This is a genomic window from Microcoleus sp. LAD1_D5 (assembly GCF_036702115.1).
In the GTDB taxonomy this organism is placed as follows: Bacteria; Cyanobacteriota; Cyanobacteriia; order Cyanobacteriales; family Microcoleaceae; genus Microcoleus.
The window spans coordinates 14,356-33,390 of the sequence record NZ_JAUBSA010000027.1 but is presented as its reverse complement, the minus strand read 5'-3'; the positions used below and the strand labels follow the sequence as shown (position 1 = coordinate 33,390).

Annotated in this window: 21 protein-coding genes, 1 tRNA gene and 1 pseudogene; 8 read left to right on the top strand and 15 right to left on the bottom strand. The window is 45.8% G+C overall.

Going from position 1 to position 19,035, the window contains the following annotated elements:
• The 4 genes and pseudogenes from QUA70_RS13900 to QUA70_RS13885 form a co-directional block, all read left to right on the top strand.
• A pseudogene (locus tag QUA70_RS13900) lies at positions 1-1,769 on the top strand (HEAT repeat domain-containing protein); the annotation flags it as partial.
• Between the two features lie 4 nt (positions 1,770-1,773).
• On the top strand, positions 1,774-2,058 hold the full coding sequence (locus QUA70_RS13895) for a Uma2 family endonuclease (protein WP_333347643.1): 285 nt from the start codon (positions 1,774-1,776) through the stop codon (positions 2,056-2,058).
• Positions 2,059-2,235, top strand: a complete 177-nt coding sequence (locus QUA70_RS13890; RefSeq protein ID WP_333347640.1) for a hypothetical protein — start codon at positions 2,059-2,061, stop codon at positions 2,233-2,235.
• 354 nt (positions 2,236-2,589) lie between these two features.
• Complete coding sequence (locus tag QUA70_RS13885) at positions 2,590-4,458, top strand: tetratricopeptide repeat protein (RefSeq protein ID WP_333347638.1); 1,869 nt, start codon at positions 2,590-2,592, stop codon at positions 4,456-4,458.
• A 207-nt stretch (positions 4,459-4,665) separates the two neighbouring features.
• Here the strand turns inward: QUA70_RS13885 and QUA70_RS13880 are convergent, their stop codons facing one another.
• Complete coding sequence (locus QUA70_RS13880; RefSeq protein ID WP_333347635.1) at positions 4,666-5,301, bottom strand: L,D-transpeptidase; 636 nt, start codon at positions 5,299-5,301, stop codon at positions 4,666-4,668.
• A 669-nt stretch (positions 5,302-5,970) separates the two neighbouring features.
• Here QUA70_RS13880 and QUA70_RS13875 point away from each other — a divergent pair.
• Both QUA70_RS13875 and QUA70_RS13870 read left to right on the top strand, forming a co-directional pair.
• On the top strand, positions 5,971-6,471 hold the full coding sequence (locus QUA70_RS13875) for an autotransporter (protein WP_333347632.1): 501 nt from the start codon (positions 5,971-5,973) through the stop codon (positions 6,469-6,471).
• Between the two features lie 296 nt (positions 6,472-6,767).
• The gene (locus QUA70_RS13870; protein WP_333347629.1) at positions 6,768-8,123 is read left to right on the top strand and encodes a sorbosone dehydrogenase family protein; all 1,356 of its coding nucleotides are present in this window, start codon (positions 6,768-6,770) and stop codon (positions 8,121-8,123) included.
• 74 nt (positions 8,124-8,197) lie between these two features.
• Here the strand turns inward: QUA70_RS13870 and QUA70_RS13865 are convergent, their stop codons facing one another.
• The 6 genes from QUA70_RS13865 to QUA70_RS13840 all read right to left on the bottom strand — a co-directional run bounded on the left by QUA70_RS13865 (position 8,198) and on the right by QUA70_RS13840 (position 11,947).
• Positions 8,198-8,653, bottom strand: a complete 456-nt coding sequence (locus QUA70_RS13865; protein ID WP_333347627.1) for a DUF6575 domain-containing protein — start codon at positions 8,651-8,653, stop codon at positions 8,198-8,200.
• A gap of 11 nt (positions 8,654-8,664) precedes the next feature.
• A complete protein-coding gene (locus tag QUA70_RS13860; protein WP_333347624.1) occupies positions 8,665-9,096 on the bottom strand; it encodes a hypothetical protein in 432 nt (143 codons plus the stop codon).
• Between the two features lie 176 nt (positions 9,097-9,272).
• A complete protein-coding gene (locus tag QUA70_RS13855; protein WP_333347621.1) occupies positions 9,273-9,839 on the bottom strand; it encodes a DUF924 family protein in 567 nt (188 codons plus the stop codon).
• A 143-nt stretch (positions 9,840-9,982) separates the two neighbouring features.
• Complete coding sequence (locus QUA70_RS13850; protein ID WP_333347617.1) at positions 9,983-10,339, bottom strand: peptidoglycan-binding domain-containing protein; 357 nt, start codon at positions 10,337-10,339, stop codon at positions 9,983-9,985.
• A 129-nt stretch (positions 10,340-10,468) separates the two neighbouring features.
• On the bottom strand, positions 10,469-11,107 hold the full coding sequence (locus tag QUA70_RS13845; RefSeq protein ID WP_333347614.1) for a ThiF family adenylyltransferase: 639 nt from the start codon (positions 11,105-11,107) through the stop codon (positions 10,469-10,471).
• 12 nt (positions 11,108-11,119) lie between these two features.
• Positions 11,120-11,947, bottom strand: coding sequence for a hypothetical protein (locus tag QUA70_RS13840; protein ID WP_333347612.1), 828 nt, complete (start codon positions 11,945-11,947; stop codon positions 11,120-11,122).
• Positions 11,948-12,099: 152 nt separating this feature from the next.
• Here QUA70_RS13840 and QUA70_RS13835 point away from each other — a divergent pair, with 152 nt between their 5' ends.
• The gene (locus tag QUA70_RS13835; RefSeq protein ID WP_333347609.1) at positions 12,100-12,492 is read left to right on the top strand and encodes a DUF4189 domain-containing protein; all 393 of its coding nucleotides are present in this window, start codon (positions 12,100-12,102) and stop codon (positions 12,490-12,492) included.
• A gap of 143 nt (positions 12,493-12,635) precedes the next feature.
• Here the strand turns inward: QUA70_RS13835 and QUA70_RS13830 are convergent, their stop codons facing one another.
• Positions 12,636-12,977: a hypothetical protein gene (locus QUA70_RS13830; protein ID WP_015174354.1), complete on the bottom strand. Its 342-nt coding sequence runs from the start codon at positions 12,975-12,977 to the stop codon at positions 12,636-12,638.
• A 434-nt stretch (positions 12,978-13,411) separates the two neighbouring features.
• On the opposite strand from QUA70_RS13830, the gene QUA70_RS13825 reads away from it, so the two are divergent.
• A complete protein-coding gene (locus tag QUA70_RS13825; RefSeq protein WP_190732738.1) occupies positions 13,412-13,666 on the top strand; it encodes a DUF433 domain-containing protein in 255 nt (84 codons plus the stop codon).
• 34 nt (positions 13,667-13,700) lie between these two features.
• Here QUA70_RS13825 and QUA70_RS13820 read toward each other — a convergent pair whose 3' ends face one another.
• From QUA70_RS13820 to QUA70_RS13790, 7 genes are all read right to left on the bottom strand, one after another.
• Positions 13,701-14,078, bottom strand: coding sequence for a type II toxin-antitoxin system PemK/MazF family toxin (locus tag QUA70_RS13820; protein WP_333347599.1), 378 nt, complete (start codon positions 14,076-14,078; stop codon positions 13,701-13,703).
• Positions 14,072-14,512 (bottom strand): type II toxin-antitoxin system prevent-host-death family antitoxin, encoded by a 441-nt coding sequence (locus QUA70_RS13815; protein WP_333347596.1) that lies wholly within the window; start codon positions 14,510-14,512, stop codon positions 14,072-14,074. The genes QUA70_RS13820 and QUA70_RS13815 overlap by 7 nt, the downstream gene beginning before the upstream one ends.
• A 70-nt stretch (positions 14,513-14,582) precedes the next feature.
• A complete protein-coding gene (locus QUA70_RS13810; RefSeq protein ID WP_333347593.1) occupies positions 14,583-16,022 on the bottom strand; it encodes a hypothetical protein in 1,440 nt (479 codons plus the stop codon).
• 211 nt (positions 16,023-16,233) lie between these two features.
• Entirely contained in the window at positions 16,234-16,695 is a 462-nt protein-coding gene (locus QUA70_RS13805) for a hypothetical protein (RefSeq protein WP_333347590.1), read from the bottom strand.
• A 128-nt stretch (positions 16,696-16,823) separates the two neighbouring features.
• A tRNA-OTHER gene (locus QUA70_RS13800) sits at positions 16,824-16,894 on the bottom strand.
• Between the two features lie 203 nt (positions 16,895-17,097).
• Positions 17,098-17,298 carry a hypothetical protein gene (locus QUA70_RS13795; RefSeq protein WP_333347587.1) on the bottom strand — a complete coding sequence of 67 codons (201 nt, stop codon included), beginning with the start codon at positions 17,296-17,298 and terminating at the stop codon, positions 17,098-17,100.
• 628 nt (positions 17,299-17,926) lie between these two features.
• Positions 17,927-18,889, bottom strand: coding sequence for a GNAT family N-acetyltransferase (locus QUA70_RS13790; protein ID WP_333347585.1), 963 nt, complete (start codon positions 18,887-18,889; stop codon positions 17,927-17,929).
• Between the last annotated feature and the right edge of the window lie 146 nt (positions 18,890-19,035).

Sequence of the window (19,035 nt, the reverse complement as noted above, 5' to 3'; positions counted from 1 at the left end):
CAGATGCAACTGTGCGTACCTTTGCAGTCTCTGCTTTGGGGAGTATTGCTCTTAGCCTTCAAGAAAAAGCAAAGACGCTAACTTCACCGGAGTTAAATCAGGCTGTATCCAACTTAGAATCAGCCTTGACAACTTTGGCAGAAGCTAAAGCTGATTTCTCACAACTAACGATCGGCAGTCTCCGTCTATACATCAAGGTTCTCAAAGACGAACAAAGAGAGCGCCTTTTCGTAAAATCCATTATCCAAAATCCCTACTTCTGGGGAACCGGAATTTACTTATTTTTACTCTTCGGAACCTTTGCCATCCGCCCCTTGTGGCTGCTAAAAATTTACGAAATATTAAAACCTATCGGCTTCAAAGTACCAGTTTTCGGCACAGATGTATCCCTCGGCAACTTGATATTTTTAAAATACCATCCCAGAGTTCTCGATGCTTGGGTGGCAGCACACATCCAAGCCACGCGAGACGAATTTCAGAAGCGGGAAACAGTGCGCGATCGCCAAGTTTTCGTCCCCGTCCCCGTCAGCCTCGACAACAAGACAATTGCCACCCTCAAAGGCAAAGATTTGCAGCCCACATTTGCTCAAAAGCGCGGCTGTTTGTTGATTTGGGAAGAAGGGGGAGCCGGAAAAACCAGTTTAGCTTGTCTGATTGGCAAATGGGCGATGTCCGATAATCCTGAAGAACGCATTTGCCATCATCGAATGCTGCCAGTTCTCATCGAATCAGAACTAAACATGAAAGTAGCAGAAGGCAAACAGCCATTCATCGAAGCTATTCGCGGTCAATTGCAAGATTTAACCGACACTGCCGAGCCGATTTCTGAAGAATTATTAGAACAGTTGCTCAAACAGCGGCGCATCCTAGTCATCGTCGATCACTTCTCAGAAATGAGCGAACAGACACAAACAGCAATTCGACCGGAAATGCCAGATTTTCCGGTTAATGCTTTGCTCGTAACTTCGCGGCTGGAAGAACCTTTAGGTCGAGTCACCAAGACTGCAATCAAACCCCTCCGCATTGCTGGCAATCGACTGTCATCGTTCATGGAAAGCTATCTCAGCCAACGACAAAAGCGCGACTTATTCAGCGACACAGAATTTTTCAATGCCTGTATCCAACTATCAACAATAGCAGGCGAAAGAAACATCACCATTTTGCTAGCAAAACTCTATGCTGACCAAATCATTGCCAAGAAAGAAGGCACAACAGACGGCAATTTACCGGATAATATTGCCGAGTTAATGCTGCACTACTTAAACCAACTCAATCGCAGCGTACCAGGGGATAAATTCAGCGATTCCACCGTCCACAAAGATGCTAAAATCCTAGCTTGGAAATGCCTGAAGCCAACCTATCGACCCGCAGCCGCCAACCGTCAAAATGCTATAGATGCTCTGGGTGGAGAGAATGCAGAATCGCGGCTCAAGTATTTAGAAGACAAACTCAGAATCATCCAAACAAAAGGTGTAGCCCAGGACCAAATCCGTTTTTCTCTCGATCCGGTAGCCGAGTATTTAGCGGGGTTGCATTTGCTAGATATTAACGGCAAAGATGAGAGTAAATGGCAAGAATTTTTGCAGGTAGCAGACTCCCAAAATTCACCAGAAGCGATCAAAGGTTTTATGTTAGCAGTAAAAGATTGCTATCTCGATAAAATTCCCAGTGCAAAAGATACTGACTTTCTGCCGAAAGAAATCACATCGCGCTATAATATTACAATTGCCGTGCCGCCTCAATCTCCTCAAACCGTCTCGCCTGGGTAATCTTATGACGATGTACGTACCGGATTCGCAGCATTCGCAAACAAAAGTCCTCCCTACGATGTATGATTTACCCAGTGAAGACCCGGAGGGACCCGGTTTGGCTGACGAATTCCACAAGTTTCAACCCGAACTGCTGCGTCTAACCTGCCGCCCCGCAAATCATCCACCAGAACAAATATTTATAGCGACAGGCTTTAATCTCTACTACACTTCTAACCATCTCAATTGGTACAAAAGACCTGATTGGTTTGTTGTCTTGGGGACTCCGAGATTTTATCGAGGTGACTAATTGCGCCTGGGCTACGTGATGTGGCAAGAAAATGTCAGTCCTCTGGTAGCAGTAAAACAGGTGTCACTTGGAACAGAAGATGAGGATTTAGGAATCACAGAAGAAACATCAAATAAACCACCTACTAAGTGGCGAGTTTACGAACAGATTTTACAGATTCCTTACTACTTTTTTTAGGCGGTACAACAATCAACCGAGAATATTTCGCTTGATGGGTAATCCTGACGGCGAACAACTTTTAACCGAGCCGCACTTCTGGATACCGGAATTAGAATTAGGTATAGGTTTGTGGGAAGCTTGTTATCAAGGTTGTTTGAGGTAGGGGCTGCGTTGGTACAATGCTAGTGGCGATTGGGTTCAGACTCCAGAGGAGTTTGAAAGGCAGCGAGCCTAATTAGAAAGTCAGCGAGCCAATCGATTGGCATATCGCCTCCGAGCAATGGGCATTAATCAGGATGAGCTGTAAAATTAAGTAGCAGCGCGAAATACTGTCTGCGGTGTCAATAAAAACTTATTAACTAAAAATAACTTATGCCAGACTCTACCTCACTGCGCGATCGCTACCTAGCCCTAATCGACAAAATTGTCGAAATCACCCTCAAAGGTCAAATTCGCTCCAAAGAACAAGTTTATCAAATGCTGGTGCAAGACATTAGCACTGGTACTGGCGAAATCTTTGAACGCTGTTTCGGTGAACGCCTCGATGCCACTGAAAATCAACTCAGAAATGAAAAAGACGAAATCAAACAAGCAAAGGCCAATCGCACCCTCCGAGCTCTCAAAACCATCCAAGGAGAATGGGAACGCTGGCAGAAAGATAACCGCGTCGATCGCGCAATTGCATCCTCAATCCAACAAATCGTTAGTGCTGAATCTAATGCCCGCCTCTTGGCATTATTGCAAGTAATCGATCCGAATAAAGAACATCCGCTGACTCTGGCTCAATTGCAGCAATTGGCAAAATCTCTGCACCAACAAATGCTGCAAACTGCCAATCCCGAAACCGAACAAGATTTGCAGCAAATCACCGCCGGCATCGCCAAAGGTTTAGAATCTTGGCAGCGTTTGGAACCGGAACTTGTGGGCTGGATTTATCAGCCGCAGCAGCTAGGATTTGCCGGTAGTCCCGAACAAAGTGGGCCTTGGGCTTTTTGGGCAAAAAAAGTTAATAGTCCCTTTCCCGAGGCTCTGTTGAATACTATTGCGCTCGGTGAATCTGTAGTTCAATTCGCCGCCCAGCAATCGAATTTAGATTTAGGCATATTGGTGGAAGTCGCGATTATTTTGCAATGCTTGCAGCGGGCGTTGGCGACATGGTTTGATAAGCAAGTTTATGATTCCAAAGTGTCCACAAAAGCTTCAATTTCTACTTACATTACTTTTGCGGTAATTTGGAGTCAGCTAGCTAGTGGGTTTAATAATTCTACCAAGAGCGGCGAGCAGTTGGCAAATGCTTGTTTTCAAGTAACTTTGCAAATTTTGCGCGCTTTTTCTCAGCGAGAATACTTTCCGCTTTACGGGGGAATTTTTGCTTCGTTTGATGGTAAAGCCCTGCGTCATACTTTGGATTATTTAGATGAACCGCTGCGGCGAGTTGAAGGCACTCAAGCGAAAGCTCGGATTCTGACGCTTCTGGGTTATTCGATGCAGGCGGCTGGGGCCTATGAGCGATCGATCTTGCTGCACAAGCAAGCGCTGGAAATTGCCCGTACCGAAGGAGACAAAGCTTGCGAAGTTGCCAATCTCAATCACATCAGCCGCAACTATGTTGCTCAAAAAAATTATCAGGAAGCGATTAATTACAGCCAGCGGGCTTTAATTATGGCACGACAAGCGGGAGAGCGACAAGGCGAGGCAAATGCTCTGGCTAATTTGGGTTACAGTGAAGTGTTTCAAGCGCGGCAGTTGGAGGAGGTGGAACCGGAGGTTTATGAGAGTGCGATCGGTTATTTGGAACAAGGTTTGTTGCTGTCGGAAAAATTGGGAGACAGGCAAAGTCAAGCTTTTTGTTCCAGCAGTCTCGGGATCGCTAAAATTGCCCTGGAAAATGCTGAAGGTGCGATCGAATATTTGCTCAAAGGTTGGCAAGCGGCTCAATTCTCCGGGGATTTATATTTGCAAGGTCTGAATTTGGCTTACTTGGCTCAAGCTTATTACAGAATCAACGCACTAGAAAAAGCGATATTTGCGGGCAGTTTGGGGATGTATACTTTGGAGCAAATTGGAGCGATGGAGTGGCGTCAATCGGCTGGTTTGTTGACTATTTTGCGGGGTCAAATGGGGGCGGAATCTTTTAAACAATCTTTGGCGAAAAGTCGAGCGAATATCCTTCCGGCGATCGGTGTTGATGGCTACGATTACATCCCGGAGTTATTGGAAAAATATCAGCAATCTATTTAACTCTTTGTTGTGGAACAGGCCCGAAAGCCTGTTGCTGAGAGGGGTGCAAAATGTAAGTTTTAACTCACCCAATAGCTGCATTATCAATAAGTCTTTCATGGGCGGGCTTTCCTGCCCAACCCCTACTCCTCACAACCAAATTTAAGTCTTTGTGGAACAGGCATCTTGCCTGTTCATGTGTTTTTATGCACCCCAACCTCCAAATAATTAATGCTCAACTATCACCGGTGTGCCAACTGCGACTTTCTCAAATAAAGCCTGTGCGTCTTTATCAAACATTCTGACGCAGCCGTGAGAAGCCGCCCCCCCGATCGACTCTGGATTCGGAGTACCATGAAAACCAATCACATTCTTGCCATCCGTCCAAAACCCCATCCACCTACTCCCTAATGGATTGTCTGGCCCAGCAGGAATAAGTTCTCCTGTCCAAGGATTTTGCCAAACTGGATCTTTGATCATTTGCATAACTTTAAAATTCCCTGTAGGAGTTTCCCACCCGCCTTTTCCCACAGCAACCGGGAAACTGGTTTGCACCTTATTTTGTCGGTAAACATAGACGCGGCGTTCTCGCAATTTCAGCACTAAACGCACTTCCTCAATAGGATTTACCGCAGGCGTTGGTTCCTGGGGAATATAACGAAATGGTTCTCCCAGGGGCGGCAGTTCTGGAGTTCCGAGATTCGGCAATTTTGTCTCGGATGTGGGCCGCTGCGCTGCGATCGCACTATTACTTGAATTAGCCACCAGTTCGGCAGTCGCCTGCTGTTGTAAGCCGATCGACAGCGCGGCGGCACTCAAGCTCAGTAAAATTAACTTGTTAAACAAAAATTTGCTCTTCACCATTGTTTTGTTCGCTAAACTCCTCACCAGCAGTTCCTACAAAGTTCCTATCTAATTATCCGCAAATCACACCCGATTAGAAAAATTTTGAGATGGCTTTTTGACGGCAACTGCGCTGCACAGTTTTTAGTTTAAATTCCACCACTGATAACTTGTAACTTAACACAAAGCTTAGGCAATAATACTAAAACCACAAGGTTTTTATAAGCGGCTCAGTGAAGTTACGCAATAGAATGTCGTGAGACAACCCGGTTTATGCGTAAATATTGCCAGAAAATGATTAAATTTTACCTCCGACTAATTTGATTTTTTAGCATAGCCGACTGGCGATCGAGTATTCAAACTATGGCGCTGCTGTATCGGGCAAGCACAATCTGTCTTGGGGTAGAGTTCCTCCCAGCAACAGTTAGGTTGGCGGAAAAAAACTGCTACGGTCGATCGAATAAACTCAATATATCACGGCAACACTCTAGAGATGCAAACCGCTGAACTTGTTGTAAATCGGGAACTTATGATGTAAAATTTAGTCTTTCAATACTTGTTCGATAATCTTTTTTTGAGATTGTCATAAATTTCCTACTTTGGGGATTAAACTGGATTAGGTATAGAGGTTGGGACTTTCGTGCAGCGGAAGCAAACCCGACCCTGAATAGCAGTTAATGTGAGGTTTCAATGCGTCTTCAGAACATCAAATTATTGACAGGTGCAACACTGTCGGTGGTAATTTCGGCGGTCTCAGTACATCCTGCGATGGCTAACCCTGCAACTCAAATAGCCCAAACGCAGACCACCACAACAGCAAACACTACAACCATTGTCGGTTTTGTCAAAAGTATTGTCGGCGATGTAGTAACTATTCGCGAAGAAAGCGCGCCGTACAGGACTCTCAGGATTCAAAGATGCGTCCTGAGAATTATTGGCCTAGTACCGGGAATGAAAGTCAGAGCTACCGTCGCCGGATCTCAGATACAAAATATCGCGGTGATCCCCGATTATAAGGTGGTAGCCACAACGGTTGCTCGTCCCGCAACCCCAGCACCTGCACCGCGTCCGGCTCCAGAACCGCCACCGCGTCCGGCTCCTCGTCCGGCTCCGGCTCCGGCTCCGATTCCGGCTCCCCGTCCAATTCCGGCTCCGGCTCCCCGTCCGGCTCCTGTGAGAGGACTTTGGTAGACCTAGGTTATACCATTTTCGATTTTTGATTTTTGATTAGAGAATTGGGAATGACCAAAAGCAATTTGGTCGGAGGCCACCAAATTCATTAGTGGGGTCGCTTTCTTCAATCTAAAATCTAAAATCTAAAATCTAAAATCGATTGACTGATCAAGCTCAAGGTTTGGAGCACAGGTCTACAGTGGCATTGTTTTGTACAACTGGTATCAGTAAATAGAATTAAGCCACCGCGCCGGCGGTGGCTTAGCTGTTTAATAGCAGTTAGAATAATAGAATTGTCCAGCAATTGTGGAGAAATGGCTGCTATGTATTACCTGCGTTTCTTGCTGCTAATTCTGCTGTTACCGATGATTGCGTGCGATCGAGCTACAGATGCGATCGCCCCTGCTGTGGGCGACAACGGCCCTGTGTCGCAAATTCCCTCCCGTGCACCGCTGACAAATGTTGGGACAAATCAAATTGTACCGACCAAACCGCTGTCGCCGCAGCCAATCCGTATTGTTGCAACTACTTTGCCGCAGCCAGGAGCCAGCGAAAGCGCCTCAAAACCTCCTCAAGTAGTACCGATTCCCGCATCGCCAGTGCTGCGAGTGCCTCCTGGCTTTGTGGTCAACGTTTTTGCTGACAATTTAGACGCTCCCCGATGGCTAGCTTTGACGCCGACAGGCGATGTTTTGGTAACAGAAACCCGGCAAAATCGGATTACGCTGTTGCGGGATGCCAACGGCGACGGGGTTGCTGAGGTTCGCAAGACTTTTGCAAGTGCCCAAAACGGGTTAAATATTCCTTTTGGCATGGCTTTTGCCGATCGCTATTTTTTCCTCGGAAATACCGCTGAAGTCCGCCGATTTCCCTACACAAAAGGGCAGGAACAATTGACCGGTACTGGTCAAAAAATTGCCGATTTACCGGGCGGCGGCTACAACCAACACTGGACGCGAAATGTTGTCGTTTCCCCCGACAAAAGCAAGCTTTTCGTCTCAGTTGGATCGCAGTCTAATGCCGATGTCGAGCCGCTGCCGAGGGCCTCTGTTCAAGTGATGAATTTGGACGGCAAGAACCAGCAAATTTTTGCTTCCGGTTTGCGAAATCCGGTGGGATTGGATTTTCACCCAAAAACCAATCAACTCTACACGACAGTCAACGAACGCGACGGTTTGGGAGATGACTTGGTGCCGGATTACTTGACAAGAATTCGTCAAGGCGAGTTTTACGGCTGGCCTTACACTTATTTTAAGCCGAATTTGCTCGACCCGCGCCACACCAAAAACGGCCAGAGCGATCGACCTGATTTAGCTGCTAAAACATTAATGCCAGACGTGCTGTTTCAGGCGCATTCGGCGGCTTTGGGGCTCCAGTTTTACGACGGCAAAACGTTTCCCAAAAGATTCCTGAATGGGGCATTTGTGGCGTTTCGCGGCAGTTGGAATCGGAACGCTGGAACTGGTTATAAAATCGTGTTTGTACCTTTTAATGCGGCGAACGGACGCCCTCAAGGTTATTATGAGGATTTTCTGACTGGTTTTCTGACAGATCCGTCGGGCCCGAAAACTTGGGGGAGGCCGGTTGGTTTGCTGGTTTTACCTGACGGAAGTTTGCTGTTTACTGAGGAAGCGAATAACCGGATTTATCGAGTGCAGTATCGCCGGTGACGATTGGGCGATCTAGGCGATCTATTAGATACCGACTTTTTCAAGAAGTCGGGGATCTGGTGTTTTAGTCAGCTTCAAACCTTGCTAAGTTGAGATTTACCGGAAATTTTTTGAAAAATTAATAACCTATCTTCTTCTGCAGTTTCGCGATTTAAATCAGACAGTTCGTAATAGGAATCTGTTTCTGGCAAGTAGATTGTCGGTAAATTTTCAGGCAGAATTAAATAAGTGTTTTTAACCTGTAAATCATTGTCTATATCTAATGAATAGAGAAATCCGTCAACAGGATTTACAATTAACTCGTGCAATGAAACTTGTCCCTCTATGTAAAGCTTGAGAGTTAGTTGTGCAACTCTGAAAACCAACCAGCGATTGTACAAATTATCTACATCGCACCAAGAATAAAGATAGCTATCGCCGTATTCATTCTCAAAAAGCGATAGTAGCGGGCCGTCGAAATACTCTAAATTGACTATGCTTCTGAGAGTTAGAGGAAATTTACTTAGTTTAAATCCTATTAATTGTTCCATTTTTTTGTACCTTACAATAAACAAGATGTTATTACAAATTTTGCTGCTAAATCAGCCGTAGCAAATTCATGTAGGCTCAAGTGACCGTTATCATCTATTTTGGAGACAACTCCATCTGTCTTGTCGATCGATCCTGCTGCTATGTGAGTCCCCAGAGAATCGCGCAGTTTTTTTCTTTTTTTTGTTAGTTTTAAATAACGTTTTTCGGCATTTTCCCTGGTATCAAATAATGATAGCGCATAACCTTGACATCTGGTTGCTTCAGTTTCTGGTTTGAGGTTGCGCTGGGGAGTGATGATTAGCACTGGTTTAAAGTTATTAATAGATCGTTCATCATTGGGTTCAAATACAAATCTAAAAGCCAGCATTTCTTTAGGTTCATAGTCCTGTGGCGGGCATTGAGTTGAAAGCTTATCTATATATTCTTGGTGTTTGAAACACATACTGATAATTTTAGTAGCCGATTTGATTTTAAATTTTAAATGTTAGCCGAACATCGCTATTTTTTTATATCAATTGTAATCCGTGCTTTTTGCTGTAAAATCAGTGGGGTATTCCTCTTAACTATAGTATTTTTAAGTCTGTACAGCAAATAGCCTAAAAATTTGGCGATCGCGCTTTAAAATCCCGAACCAGGTTGTTTGAGAAACTCCGCTTCTTCGGGGGTTGTTTCGCGTCCGAGAATTTGATTGCGGTGGGCAAATCTCCCAAAACGCTCGATTATTTCCAAATGCTGCATCGCGTATTCAATGACTGAATCGCTGTCAGGTTCGCCGCTGAGTTGGCTAAATAGTTCGACAGATTTTTGCTGGTTTTCTAAGTTTTCGCTGTGTTCAAAAGGCAGATAAATAAACCATTTTTGTACAGTCAGCAATTCGCGATCGAAGTTATTGTTAACAGCGTATTCGGCGGTGGCTAAAGCTTTGCTGTCTGTGGCGAATGCTTGAGGTGTTCCGCGAAACATATTGCGCGGAAATTGATCGAGCAGTAGAATTAATGCTAGGCAGTTTTCGGGGGAATCTTGCCATGAGTCGAGTTTACCGGAGGCTGCGAGTTCGTATTTCTGCATAAAGCCCGATCGCACTTCGGCGTCAAAGTTCGCATCTTTTTCAAACCACTTCTTTTGGACTTTGCCAAACTCAGGAGAGTTCGATCGACCAAACCAAAAATCTAAAACTTCATTCATTAGCAATCTAGTATGCGATTGATTGTTGATTAAAGCTTCTGTTTTTGTAGTTGCACAAAATGCGCTATCTGCACAACTACAAACCGCAGCGATTCATGATTAGCAATGATGGCTTAGGAACCTTTGTTGTCCGGTGCTTAAAGTTACGAACTAGCAAACAGTCTGTCCCAAGTTTTGCCTCCCACAACTCCGTCTACAGGAATATGAGCTTGCCGCTGAAATTTCTTCACTGCTGCGAGAGTTGTCGGGCCGAACACGCCATCAATTACGATCGGGTGTGAGGACAAGCCCCGCGCGTTCAACAACTTTTGCAGTTTCTTCACATCTTCCCCTTTCGAGCCGCATTTTAAAATCCTTTTATGGTGTCTCACTGCTGGTTTATGGCAATCATTAGTGTAGCAAACTTCCGAGTCCGCGGCATAGTTTGCTCTACTTGTGCCCGTCAAAACTAATAGGGCGAGAACTGCTAGTAAATAATAAAAAGTCTGTGATCCGGCCATACTTTCCCTGTTAATTTTTCAAGCGTTTTTTGCAAGTTGGACGATTGTTTGAGGGTGAGAAACCGGGTTTATAGGATGGGGGCATCCAATCTTGATTGACCGGGTTTCTGGCAACAGTCAACCGACATTCTACAATATAAGTGGCTTTACTGCAAAATCTCCGATCGTGCAAGTTAAATTTTGTTGCTGTTTGGTAGCAGCAAAGGTAACAATTACTTCGCAGGCAACTGCAACCGTCAGCATTACCAAGTTTCGCGCCAGCGGGTAATCGCAAACGTCATCATTCGCCGCTGAAGGAACCCGATAGTGTTGGTTCCAAATTATTTCGGAGTAATCGGCAGCTAATCCGACGTGCACGCATGAAAGGGAGGCACTGGCACAGTAATCCTTGATTGCTTGCCGCCCGACACTGTTATCAAAAGTATCGATGACAGTGGCGCTGTTGGCCAGCAGCCGATCGGCATTTGCGGGTGTCAATTCTTTTGAGTGCGCGTCAATGCTGACTCCCAAAGCGCGGTAGAGGTTGTTGGTGAGAATTTTGGCTTTGAATGCGCCAATGTCTGATCGATAATAGGGTTGAGTGGAAAGGTTGCGTTCCTCGATGCGATCGCGATCGATGACTTTTAACTGACAAAAGCCCGATCGCGCCAGACTTTCTGTAATATTCGCACCCAAAGCACCCGCCCCGCACACCGTTACCGGGAAATTTTTGATCTGCGACATCACTGCGGCACTTCTGTAAAGTTGTTCGTGAAAAAATATACTCATGGTAATCAAGAATTATCGATTTTCGACGACTCCCACCAATGAATGCAAGTCGAAGTCTTTGTCCAATCCGCTGAGACAAATCCCCGCACTCATAACTGTCAAGTCATTTTTGGCGATCGCAGAAGTGTGGTGTTCTCCCGTTCCGCTAGTCCATTCAACCAGCCAATAATTTTCGCGAGCGAAAAAATCCCGCAATTCACCGCCGCCCATTTTCAACGCCCGCTGCAAGCGCTTTTCTTCCCGCACTTTCGGATCGAAATCTTTAATATTTCGGGACACCAATTCGTAAACAGTTCGCATTTCCGGCGTCATCCCTTTAAAGCGAACTTCTTGAGGCAAAATCAACTTTTTTAAAGCTGCTTTTAACTTCTCAGAGGGCAGCGGATCGGCGCGCCTGTCAATCTCTTCAAACCACAAACAATGACCGTCCCACCGCGCCACAATCGCCTCAAACTGCGAACCTTCTGTTACTAAATGCACCGGTACCGGTTTCGCAACACCCGTGCGCTGTTTAGCATCAGATTCGTTAACAGGATAAGCCAGCCACGTTTGCCCTTGCAGCACGTAAGCCAAGTGCAAGCGAACGGGGAGGAGGAGTTGCAAATACTCGACCACTTGCGGCAAACTCGGCTCCTCAATTACCGCAGCAATTTTCTCATTAATTGGCCTAAAAATAGCCCATCCTTCAAATTTGCGCGGCTGCGGTTGAAAAGTATAAACCATTGAGCTAACCCGTATCCGCACGCTTCCCCCGCGCACGCAGGGAGCCAGGAACTCGGTATCGAGTAGGTGCGCTTCTTGGGCCGCAAGTTGGCTGAGAATTTTGCGGATATCTCCCACTGAATTGACCTCCGTAATCTTACTTATTTTACAGAACGCACTTTTAATTAAAGCCAAGACAAAGAATTGTAAACACTCTTGACACGAATGAATATCCTAATATAATATTGAGCGAGGATAGAATTTTAACCTTGTAAATATCTCAATTAAATATGCTGCCAAAGCTTTTTTCTAAGTTGGTTGTAGTGACAGCTCTGACACTTCCTATTTTGGGGTCCGCCCAGGTAGCTAAAGCTCAGACCACCTATGGAGCTACTGCTTATTCTGCGACTTCTGGCGCCACTGGTATTAGTTGGAATCATGATTCACAGAGAGGAGCACTAAACGCAGCAGTAGCCGCCTGCAATGAAGAAGCAGGAGGTGCTGACGACTGCGAAGCGCTGACCTATAATACCGATAATTGTGGAGCGATCGCATTAGGCGAAGGAGGAGCAGGTGCGGGCTGGGGTGACGATGAAGAAGCAGCACAAGCTCAAGCTCTCGCCGCTTGCAGCCAACTAGAGGGGGGCCGTTGTAAAGTGAAGCTTTCAGCTTGCAACGAATAATTAAACTGATAAAAATCGGTCGGAGTTGTTTATATTTTCGCTGGTAAAACAGCTTATAAAATGGTAAGTGTAAAGTGCTCTTCGGCGCACCTTCCACTTACCATTTGGCTAAAAGTAGGGTGGTATCAGAGCGCACCTTACAGTTAATCTCCTACTTCGGAAGTAACGGCATCAGGTGGCAGCAAACTTTCTAATCTATCTTTAGACCAGTATTCAGTAGGGTAAGCAAGTGCAATAATATCAGAGAGTCGAATCAGCCACGTAACTTGTCCGTAAGCATCGATATTTTCCGCCTGTTCGTTAGGGGGAACTATCACCAAAAGTTCTGCAAACTCCCCGAACAAATTAATCGGGATGCCGCCGAAACTGCTATTATTTGTTTTAATCCAAACTTTACTGCCTCGATCGAGAGCTTCTTGGAGTCGCTGGCAGAGCAAACTGGATTTTTTGACCTGGGATTTTTTGGCTTTCGACTTTTTTCCCATAGTTTTAAGAAGTTAAAGTAGTTGTATTGTTGATTGCACAGTGGGTTGCACAGTTCGTTGAACAGTGGGTTGAGATCTAGTGCGATCCTCTTCGAGGGCTTCGCTAACGCGGTTTGGTATTGAAACGGACAAAAGGAAAAAGGGCGATCGCCCCGTCGCTACCCCATTACTCTAGTCTATAAGAAAGTGCTGTACTGCGATCGTAATAACAATTTAATCGCAAAATGGGGAAATGACACCAGCTCAAAAAAAATGCCACTGTCGCCAAACTCCAAACCCTGGTTGGCATCAGTGATTCCCAATCTAAAATCTAAAATCTAAAATGGTATTACCTGCCGTATCCTGTTACAAAGTCAGTCAACGACATCCGTGTTTGTACTGTGCCAAAATGCAGTATAATCGGCGGAATCTTCCCAAATCGTTTAAGTAAAACAATGGACTGGCGAAAGCTCATTCATCCAAACCCGAAAGCTTCAACAAGTCAACCAGCAGCGCCAGAAACTCGATTATCTGTAGAATTTTTGCTAGGGCTCTTTGCTGCGGGATGGACGGAACAGCAGGTGTTAGAGAAATATCCCGCACTGACTTCGGAAAAGTTGCGCGCGGCTTTGGCTGGTGCGGATTCCCAGTTAGTCTCATCCATCGCTAATCCAGAATTACAAGAAATTATCGCTCAAACTAGAGAATAATTGAAAATCGGGAAAAACTGGTCAAATTAAAACTTCAATTCTCCTCTTGCTCACTTGAATCTATTTCTCTTGGTTTAGTCACAAGTGCTAATCCTGCGAGAATCTGTCGGACTCGTTCCTGAGATAGTTGGCCAATTTTATCTGTCAACAAAGCCTTATCTACTGTAAAAACTTGAGACACATTCACTACGCTTTGTTCTGCTAGATCAGCTTCTCCTGCTTCAAGCAATACATTACCTATGGCCCTCGCTCGTCTGAGATTAGTAGTCAATGCACAAACAATAACAGTTCTGATTAGAGAAATGTTCAGGATATCGTTTTGAATCACGACATAAGGACGAATATAGCCGGGTTCCGAACCTATCGGTTGTCCCAAATCTATCCAGTAGATATCCCCCTGACAAATTACCATTCTGTTTCTATGAATTGTCGCTGATGCTGACGCATTCCCTCTAGCATAGCTTGCTCTGACGAATCTAGTCCATCTGCATAAGCATCATTGATACTGTCTAGCAGTTGTCGATCGCGATCGCTTTGCAAGCAGTCACTAGCGATCGCTACCTCACTTTCATCAAGCCCAGATTTTGGGCAAATTTCATCAAGCGTCTGAGGTTGAACAACTCTTGCTTTAGCTCTCTTTAATGCTGTCAACAAACGAGTTGCATTGGCAGGCGACCTCAGCAAATAAAGGGTTTCTAGCAAACTTTCTAATTCTGCCTCAGAAATCAAAACCGCATTTTTACCGTTAGGCCTATTAATAACTATTACTTCGCCAGTTTCAACAGCGCGATCGCAGAGATTTTCTAAATTTGCTTCAGCGTCAGTGTATGTAATCTCAGTTGACATACAATTCTAACTCCCACTAACTTTGCGAGCATAGCCCGCCAGCTTAACTGACGAGCCATGCCCAATTATATCACTTATCATCCCTGACAGGCAGCGACGTATCCAGAATTTCCATCAACAATTCCAGCCGCGAAGGACGGCTCAACATCGGCACTAAATTCGGCAACGAGTAGTAATCACCCGAAAACGTAAAGGTTTCCACCGATACTTGTTTGTCCTTTAATTGCTTCTCAACGTATTCGCACCAAGCACCAACTCGCACAATCACAACATCCGGAATTACCCCCAACCTGCGGCAGTAATTCGGATAAGCATCCACGAAGTAAGGTGAAGAGTTTTCGCCTTCATCTGTTACGATGATAAATTGCTCGACTACCTGCTTTTTAATCCGCATTGCTTCCACCGCGCAACCGCAACTTGTGCCGCCGCCAGCGTGGATGTGCTGGAAAGCGCGTTCCCAGTCTGTCAATTCGCTGCCGTTTGCTTGCACTGGATACGGCATCGTGTCAAAGGCATAAACGAACAGTGCAGCCTCGGAAATGCCGGAAATCAAAGCAGCGAGACGCTTCCCGACTTCGATCGCACTTTCCATCGAACCCGACTTGTCAATCAACAAACCGGTTGCTTTCGCAATCTTGCCGCGCTTCTTCACCTGTTCGTTTGTCACCGCTTCCAGCTTCGCCGCCGTTGCTGCGTCGAAGTTCGCGCCCGTACCCGCAACACTCGCTTTGTAAGCAGAAACCCGATCGCACTTTGCCGCTTCATCCAGCTTCGAGTCAATCAACTGCTTGACTTCCGGGTGATCCATCGCGCCGCGCGACTGAATCGATTTCAAATTGTTGATGACTTCCTGCGGCGACATCGAGTTAATCAGCGCGGCCAAAACCGTTGGCGTTAGCTGTCTGATCGCACCAACTGCGATCGTATACGGAATCTTGTACTCAACAATCAAATTCGCCTGTTCCGCAGGTGTCGCCGCCTTTGCCAACTGCTTCAAAACGAATGCCAGAGAGTCTTCCGGCGGATTGTCTTTAAACAGAATAGCATTAGCGCGATCGCTCGGCTTGACGTGCAGCGTTGCGTACAAATGCTTCATCGCCTTGCGGTTGCGGATGGCGGCGCGATCGAAAAACTGTGCATTCTTTTCCCGCGATTTCAGATAGCGAGTGACAGCAGTACGCGCGCTGCGGGGCACCTTATTTTGGTGCTGCTTCATAAAGTCCACAATCCGCGAAACCTCGTAGGGAGGGAACTCTTGCAGCATCATAAAACCGGCATCTCGGTGTTCCGTCAGCGCCGAAGTCAGCAAATTTCCGGCAAAAACTTCCTTGTGATCGCGCACGTCGCCGTGACGTTGATACCACACTGCTAAATGACCGTAAAATATTGGGTCTAATTCGATAATTAACTTGTGAATTTCTGCCACCTTTTCTAATTGGCGGTGAGGAGTTGTGAGCAGACTGTTGAGCATTTCCAAACGCAAATCCCGCTCTGCTACATTCATATTCATCGGTGCTACCTTCCTATTCGATTTTTGATTTTGGATTTGAGAAGTATTCAAAATCGGTAGTTGGCAGTTGTTGCACGCTAACGAGTGAAATTTAAAAATCACCGCGCAAGTTTGGGGAGCTTTTTTTTAGTAAACCTATGGCTAAACCTAATAGGGTCTGTATGTAAGCTCTCGCGATTGGGGCGCGGCAAAAACTGCGATTTTAAATTAACTATTTCAGGGAAACTGTTTCTAATTCGATCGCTCTCAAGTCTGGTTCAACCCAGCTATTTCGGGCTTCCCAAGACATCAGCCGATCGCGCGTGTAGTAGCGAAATGGTAAATTGCGATCGGCATATTTTGCAATCAAACCGTTAGCCAGATGTACGATCGAGCGATTTTGGCTTTCATCGGCGAGATACCCGCGAATAGTTCGCACCCAAAACAGCGTTAGTGTTTCGTGATACCCACTGTTTTTTGTGGTTTCAATTCCTTGAGCCGAGTTGTAACGTTTAATGCCATTGCGTATCGCATTGATTGCTTCTTGCTCGGAGTCATAACACAGATACCACAGGGCAACGGTTAAATGTGCTTCGTGCGTCCATTGACTTCGCGACAGGTTGCCTTCTTGGAAGGCATGAATCAGACTGTCTATCTCCTTGGGCGATCGGTAAATTGCCAGTCTTTTTCTCATGGCTAATACCCAATTTATTTTTGAGGACAGAAGTCTTCAATACAAACAGGATTCCTTAATTATTATCCTGGATTAACAACAAGAGCTTATAGCATTAAAAGTCACTTCGCGCAAGTTAAGAAAGCCGTTGGCACATACGCAGGAGTTGAACCCGCGACCTTTTCTTTAAAGAGAAATGCTCAACCAAGAGCTAGTATGTAAGCTTCCTTTGTTTGGGCGCGAAGTGGAACTTTTAAGCGCCGGATAGATATAAAAAATTCAGCTATAAAAGGCAGCGCACAAGTCAGAGAAGCTTTTTGTCAGCCTCTCGGCAGATAGGAAATTCGATTTAAGTCGAACGTGTCCAGTTTGTAAGCTTCTTTAGTTGGGGTGCGCTGCCTAATACGTGCTTTCAGTGAATTTCTAGCCGTAAACAGCTTCGGGGCGCACAATTAAATCACCGCTGGGACGGCGATCCAGAACGTAAGACTCGAAGCGATCGCCCTTGACATCAAAATGATTTGCCAGACGTTCCTTAATAGCTCGATCGCTCATTCCTGCCGCGATACCCAGTTGGTTTTCCGCCACGTCATAGGAACGTCCTTCAAAACGAATGTGAACCATTACCGATACCTCCTAGAGCAATTTTGGATTTTGGATTAGTAGCTTATCTGCTCTCGACTTTGGCTTTTTGTGAGACTTAGCAAATTGCCAGTGTCGGTAAAGATTCACGAAATCTGATAATCTTTACTGAAAGAAGCGCCGTTCTAAATGATAAGCTTGTTTGATCTTGCGGATTTCCTCAGTCTTTTTGGTTGATTCAAATCTGGCTGAACTTGTCTGTTCTGAATCCGCATGAAACTCGTTGAAATTAGACTGATTTCGTACAATATCTGACTCTAGCCGAGTCAGTTTGTAACCGAACAGTCTCGTATAAAGTAACAACATGACCATCGAGTCTATATTACAAGACTTTCAAATTGATGTTCGTTGAAATTTTGAGCAATATTTAGTTGTCAAGGTTCAGAATTTGCACGAAAAATACAGGTTTTTGCTTGTCCTGCGCTTTCCATATCTACATACTACATGTATACTACATATGTGTCAAGGGGGTAGCAAAAGTTTTTTAGATAAAACTTACACGAGTGGCGAGAAACCGGGTTTTTTCAGGAAAATGTTTCGTTGCTACCCGCAGATCCGGTAAAAAACCGGGTTTCTTGGGTCAAAGCGCGATCGCGAACTGTAACATCGATTAAACATCCTTAACATAGGAAATGCTGTTGCGAATATTGTGGAAGCCAGCAGACTCGTAAAGTCCCATCGCACCTGATGAATTTTCAGCATCGACGCCGACAATAGCAGTAGCGACACCGGCAGCTTTCAGTCGATGCAAACCAGCCAGCAACATAGCTCGTCCCAATCCCATTTTGCGGAAGCCGCGCCTAGTGCCGAGACAAGCAATCCAGCCTTCATTGCGCCCGGTACGATCGCACTCTTCCACACTAATCTCGCAGTAACAAAAACTGACAAATGTGCCGTCATCAGCAACAGCAATCAAGTCTAAATCATTTCTGTAATGGGGTTTAGCTAACTCGTGCTTAAATTTATCCACCGTTAAATCGTGATGATTCCAGTGATCGATAAACGACTGGTTAAACATTTCTACCCAAGCTGCCGCATCCTGTTCGCCGGGGAACTGACGCAGCGTGAAACCTTCGGGGAAATGCGGTTCTGGGATCGCTTCAGAGAGCGATCGCGCCATTCGGAAAAAATAGCGATCGACCTTAAAACCGCAACTTCCCAGCACAGAAATGCGATCGCAATCCTCAGCGCGAGCGTAGGTTCGCAGCTTCACGCGCCCGCCCCGCATCGCAGACACTTCGCGCATCCGCACTTCACCCCAGGCGATCGCGGTTGCTTCCACATCGCCTCCGCGCGCGTCGGGGTGGACGCGAAACCACAGCCAACCGTCAATTACTTCCCCAGGCTCAGAAACGGACAACTGAGAAAAACCGATTAATTTTCCCTCCGCATCTTCCCAAAGGCGGATATCGCGCGCTACATCTAGGGACGGTTGGTTAAATTCTTGTTGTAGTTCGGAGATTGAAGTGCCTTGATCCAGCCGATCGACTTCTTCGCAAGTATTGATTAAATGTGCGATCGCACCTAAATCGCGATCGCGCCCATAGCAGCGCCCCGAGAGATTTGCCATCATAGCTAATCACCATTTCCTGTGGTTATTTAGTTTAAAAATAGCTTGGGCGATCGCACTTTTATTGATCGGGCGGGTCGATTGACATTAAAAATCCGACCACGCAAACACTCACTGTAATCCAACCGCTACCGCCGTTGGCTGCTATC

What these genes read in the sequence shown, in the direction of transcription:
- QUA70_RS13895 (WP_333347643.1), top strand. Translation starts at nt 1,774, where the DNA reads ATGACGATGTACGTACCGGATTCGCAGCATTCGCAAACAAAAGTCCTC.
- QUA70_RS13885 (WP_333347638.1), top strand. Translation starts at nt 2,590, where the DNA reads ATGCCAGACTCTACCTCACTGCGCGATCGCTACCTAGCCCTAATCGAC.
- QUA70_RS13880 (WP_333347635.1), bottom strand. Translation starts at nt 5,301, where the DNA reads ATGGTGAAGAGCAAATTTTTGTTTAACAAGTTAATTTTACTGAGCTTG.
- QUA70_RS13875 (WP_333347632.1), top strand. Translation starts at nt 5,971, where the DNA reads ATGCGTCTTCAGAACATCAAATTATTGACAGGTGCAACACTGTCGGTG.
- QUA70_RS13870 (WP_333347629.1), top strand. Translation starts at nt 6,768, where the DNA reads ATGGCTGCTATGTATTACCTGCGTTTCTTGCTGCTAATTCTGCTGTTA.
- QUA70_RS13865 (WP_333347627.1), bottom strand. Translation starts at nt 8,653, where the DNA reads ATGGAACAATTAATAGGATTTAAACTAAGTAAATTTCCTCTAACTCTC.
- QUA70_RS13860 (WP_333347624.1), bottom strand. Translation starts at nt 9,096, where the DNA reads ATGTGTTTCAAACACCAAGAATATATAGATAAGCTTTCAACTCAATGC.
- QUA70_RS13855 (WP_333347621.1), bottom strand. Translation starts at nt 9,839, where the DNA reads ATGAATGAAGTTTTAGATTTTTGGTTTGGTCGATCGAACTCTCCTGAG.
- QUA70_RS13850 (WP_333347617.1), bottom strand. Translation starts at nt 10,339, where the DNA reads ATGGCCGGATCACAGACTTTTTATTATTTACTAGCAGTTCTCGCCCTA.
- QUA70_RS13845 (WP_333347614.1), bottom strand. Translation starts at nt 11,107, where the DNA reads ATGAGTATATTTTTTCACGAACAACTTTACAGAAGTGCCGCAGTGATG.
- QUA70_RS13835 (WP_333347609.1), top strand. Translation starts at nt 12,100, where the DNA reads ATGCTGCCAAAGCTTTTTTCTAAGTTGGTTGTAGTGACAGCTCTGACA.
- QUA70_RS13830 (WP_015174354.1), bottom strand. Translation starts at nt 12,977, where the DNA reads ATGGGAAAAAAGTCGAAAGCCAAAAAATCCCAGGTCAAAAAATCCAGT.
- QUA70_RS13825 (WP_190732738.1), top strand. Translation starts at nt 13,412, where the DNA reads ATGGACTGGCGAAAGCTCATTCATCCAAACCCGAAAGCTTCAACAAGT.
- QUA70_RS13820 (WP_333347599.1), bottom strand. Translation starts at nt 14,078, where the DNA reads ATGGTAATTTGTCAGGGGGATATCTACTGGATAGATTTGGGACAACCG.
- QUA70_RS13815 (WP_333347596.1), bottom strand. Translation starts at nt 14,512, where the DNA reads ATGTCAACTGAGATTACATACACTGACGCTGAAGCAAATTTAGAAAAT.
- QUA70_RS13810 (WP_333347593.1), bottom strand. Translation starts at nt 16,022, where the DNA reads ATGAATATGAATGTAGCAGAGCGGGATTTGCGTTTGGAAATGCTCAAC.
- QUA70_RS13805 (WP_333347590.1), bottom strand. Translation starts at nt 16,695, where the DNA reads ATGAGAAAAAGACTGGCAATTTACCGATCGCCCAAGGAGATAGACAGT.
- QUA70_RS13795 (WP_333347587.1), bottom strand. Translation starts at nt 17,298, where the DNA reads ATGGTTCACATTCGTTTTGAAGGACGTTCCTATGACGTGGCGGAAAAC.
- QUA70_RS13790 (WP_333347585.1), bottom strand. Translation starts at nt 18,889, where the DNA reads ATGATGGCAAATCTCTCGGGGCGCTGCTATGGGCGCGATCGCGATTTA.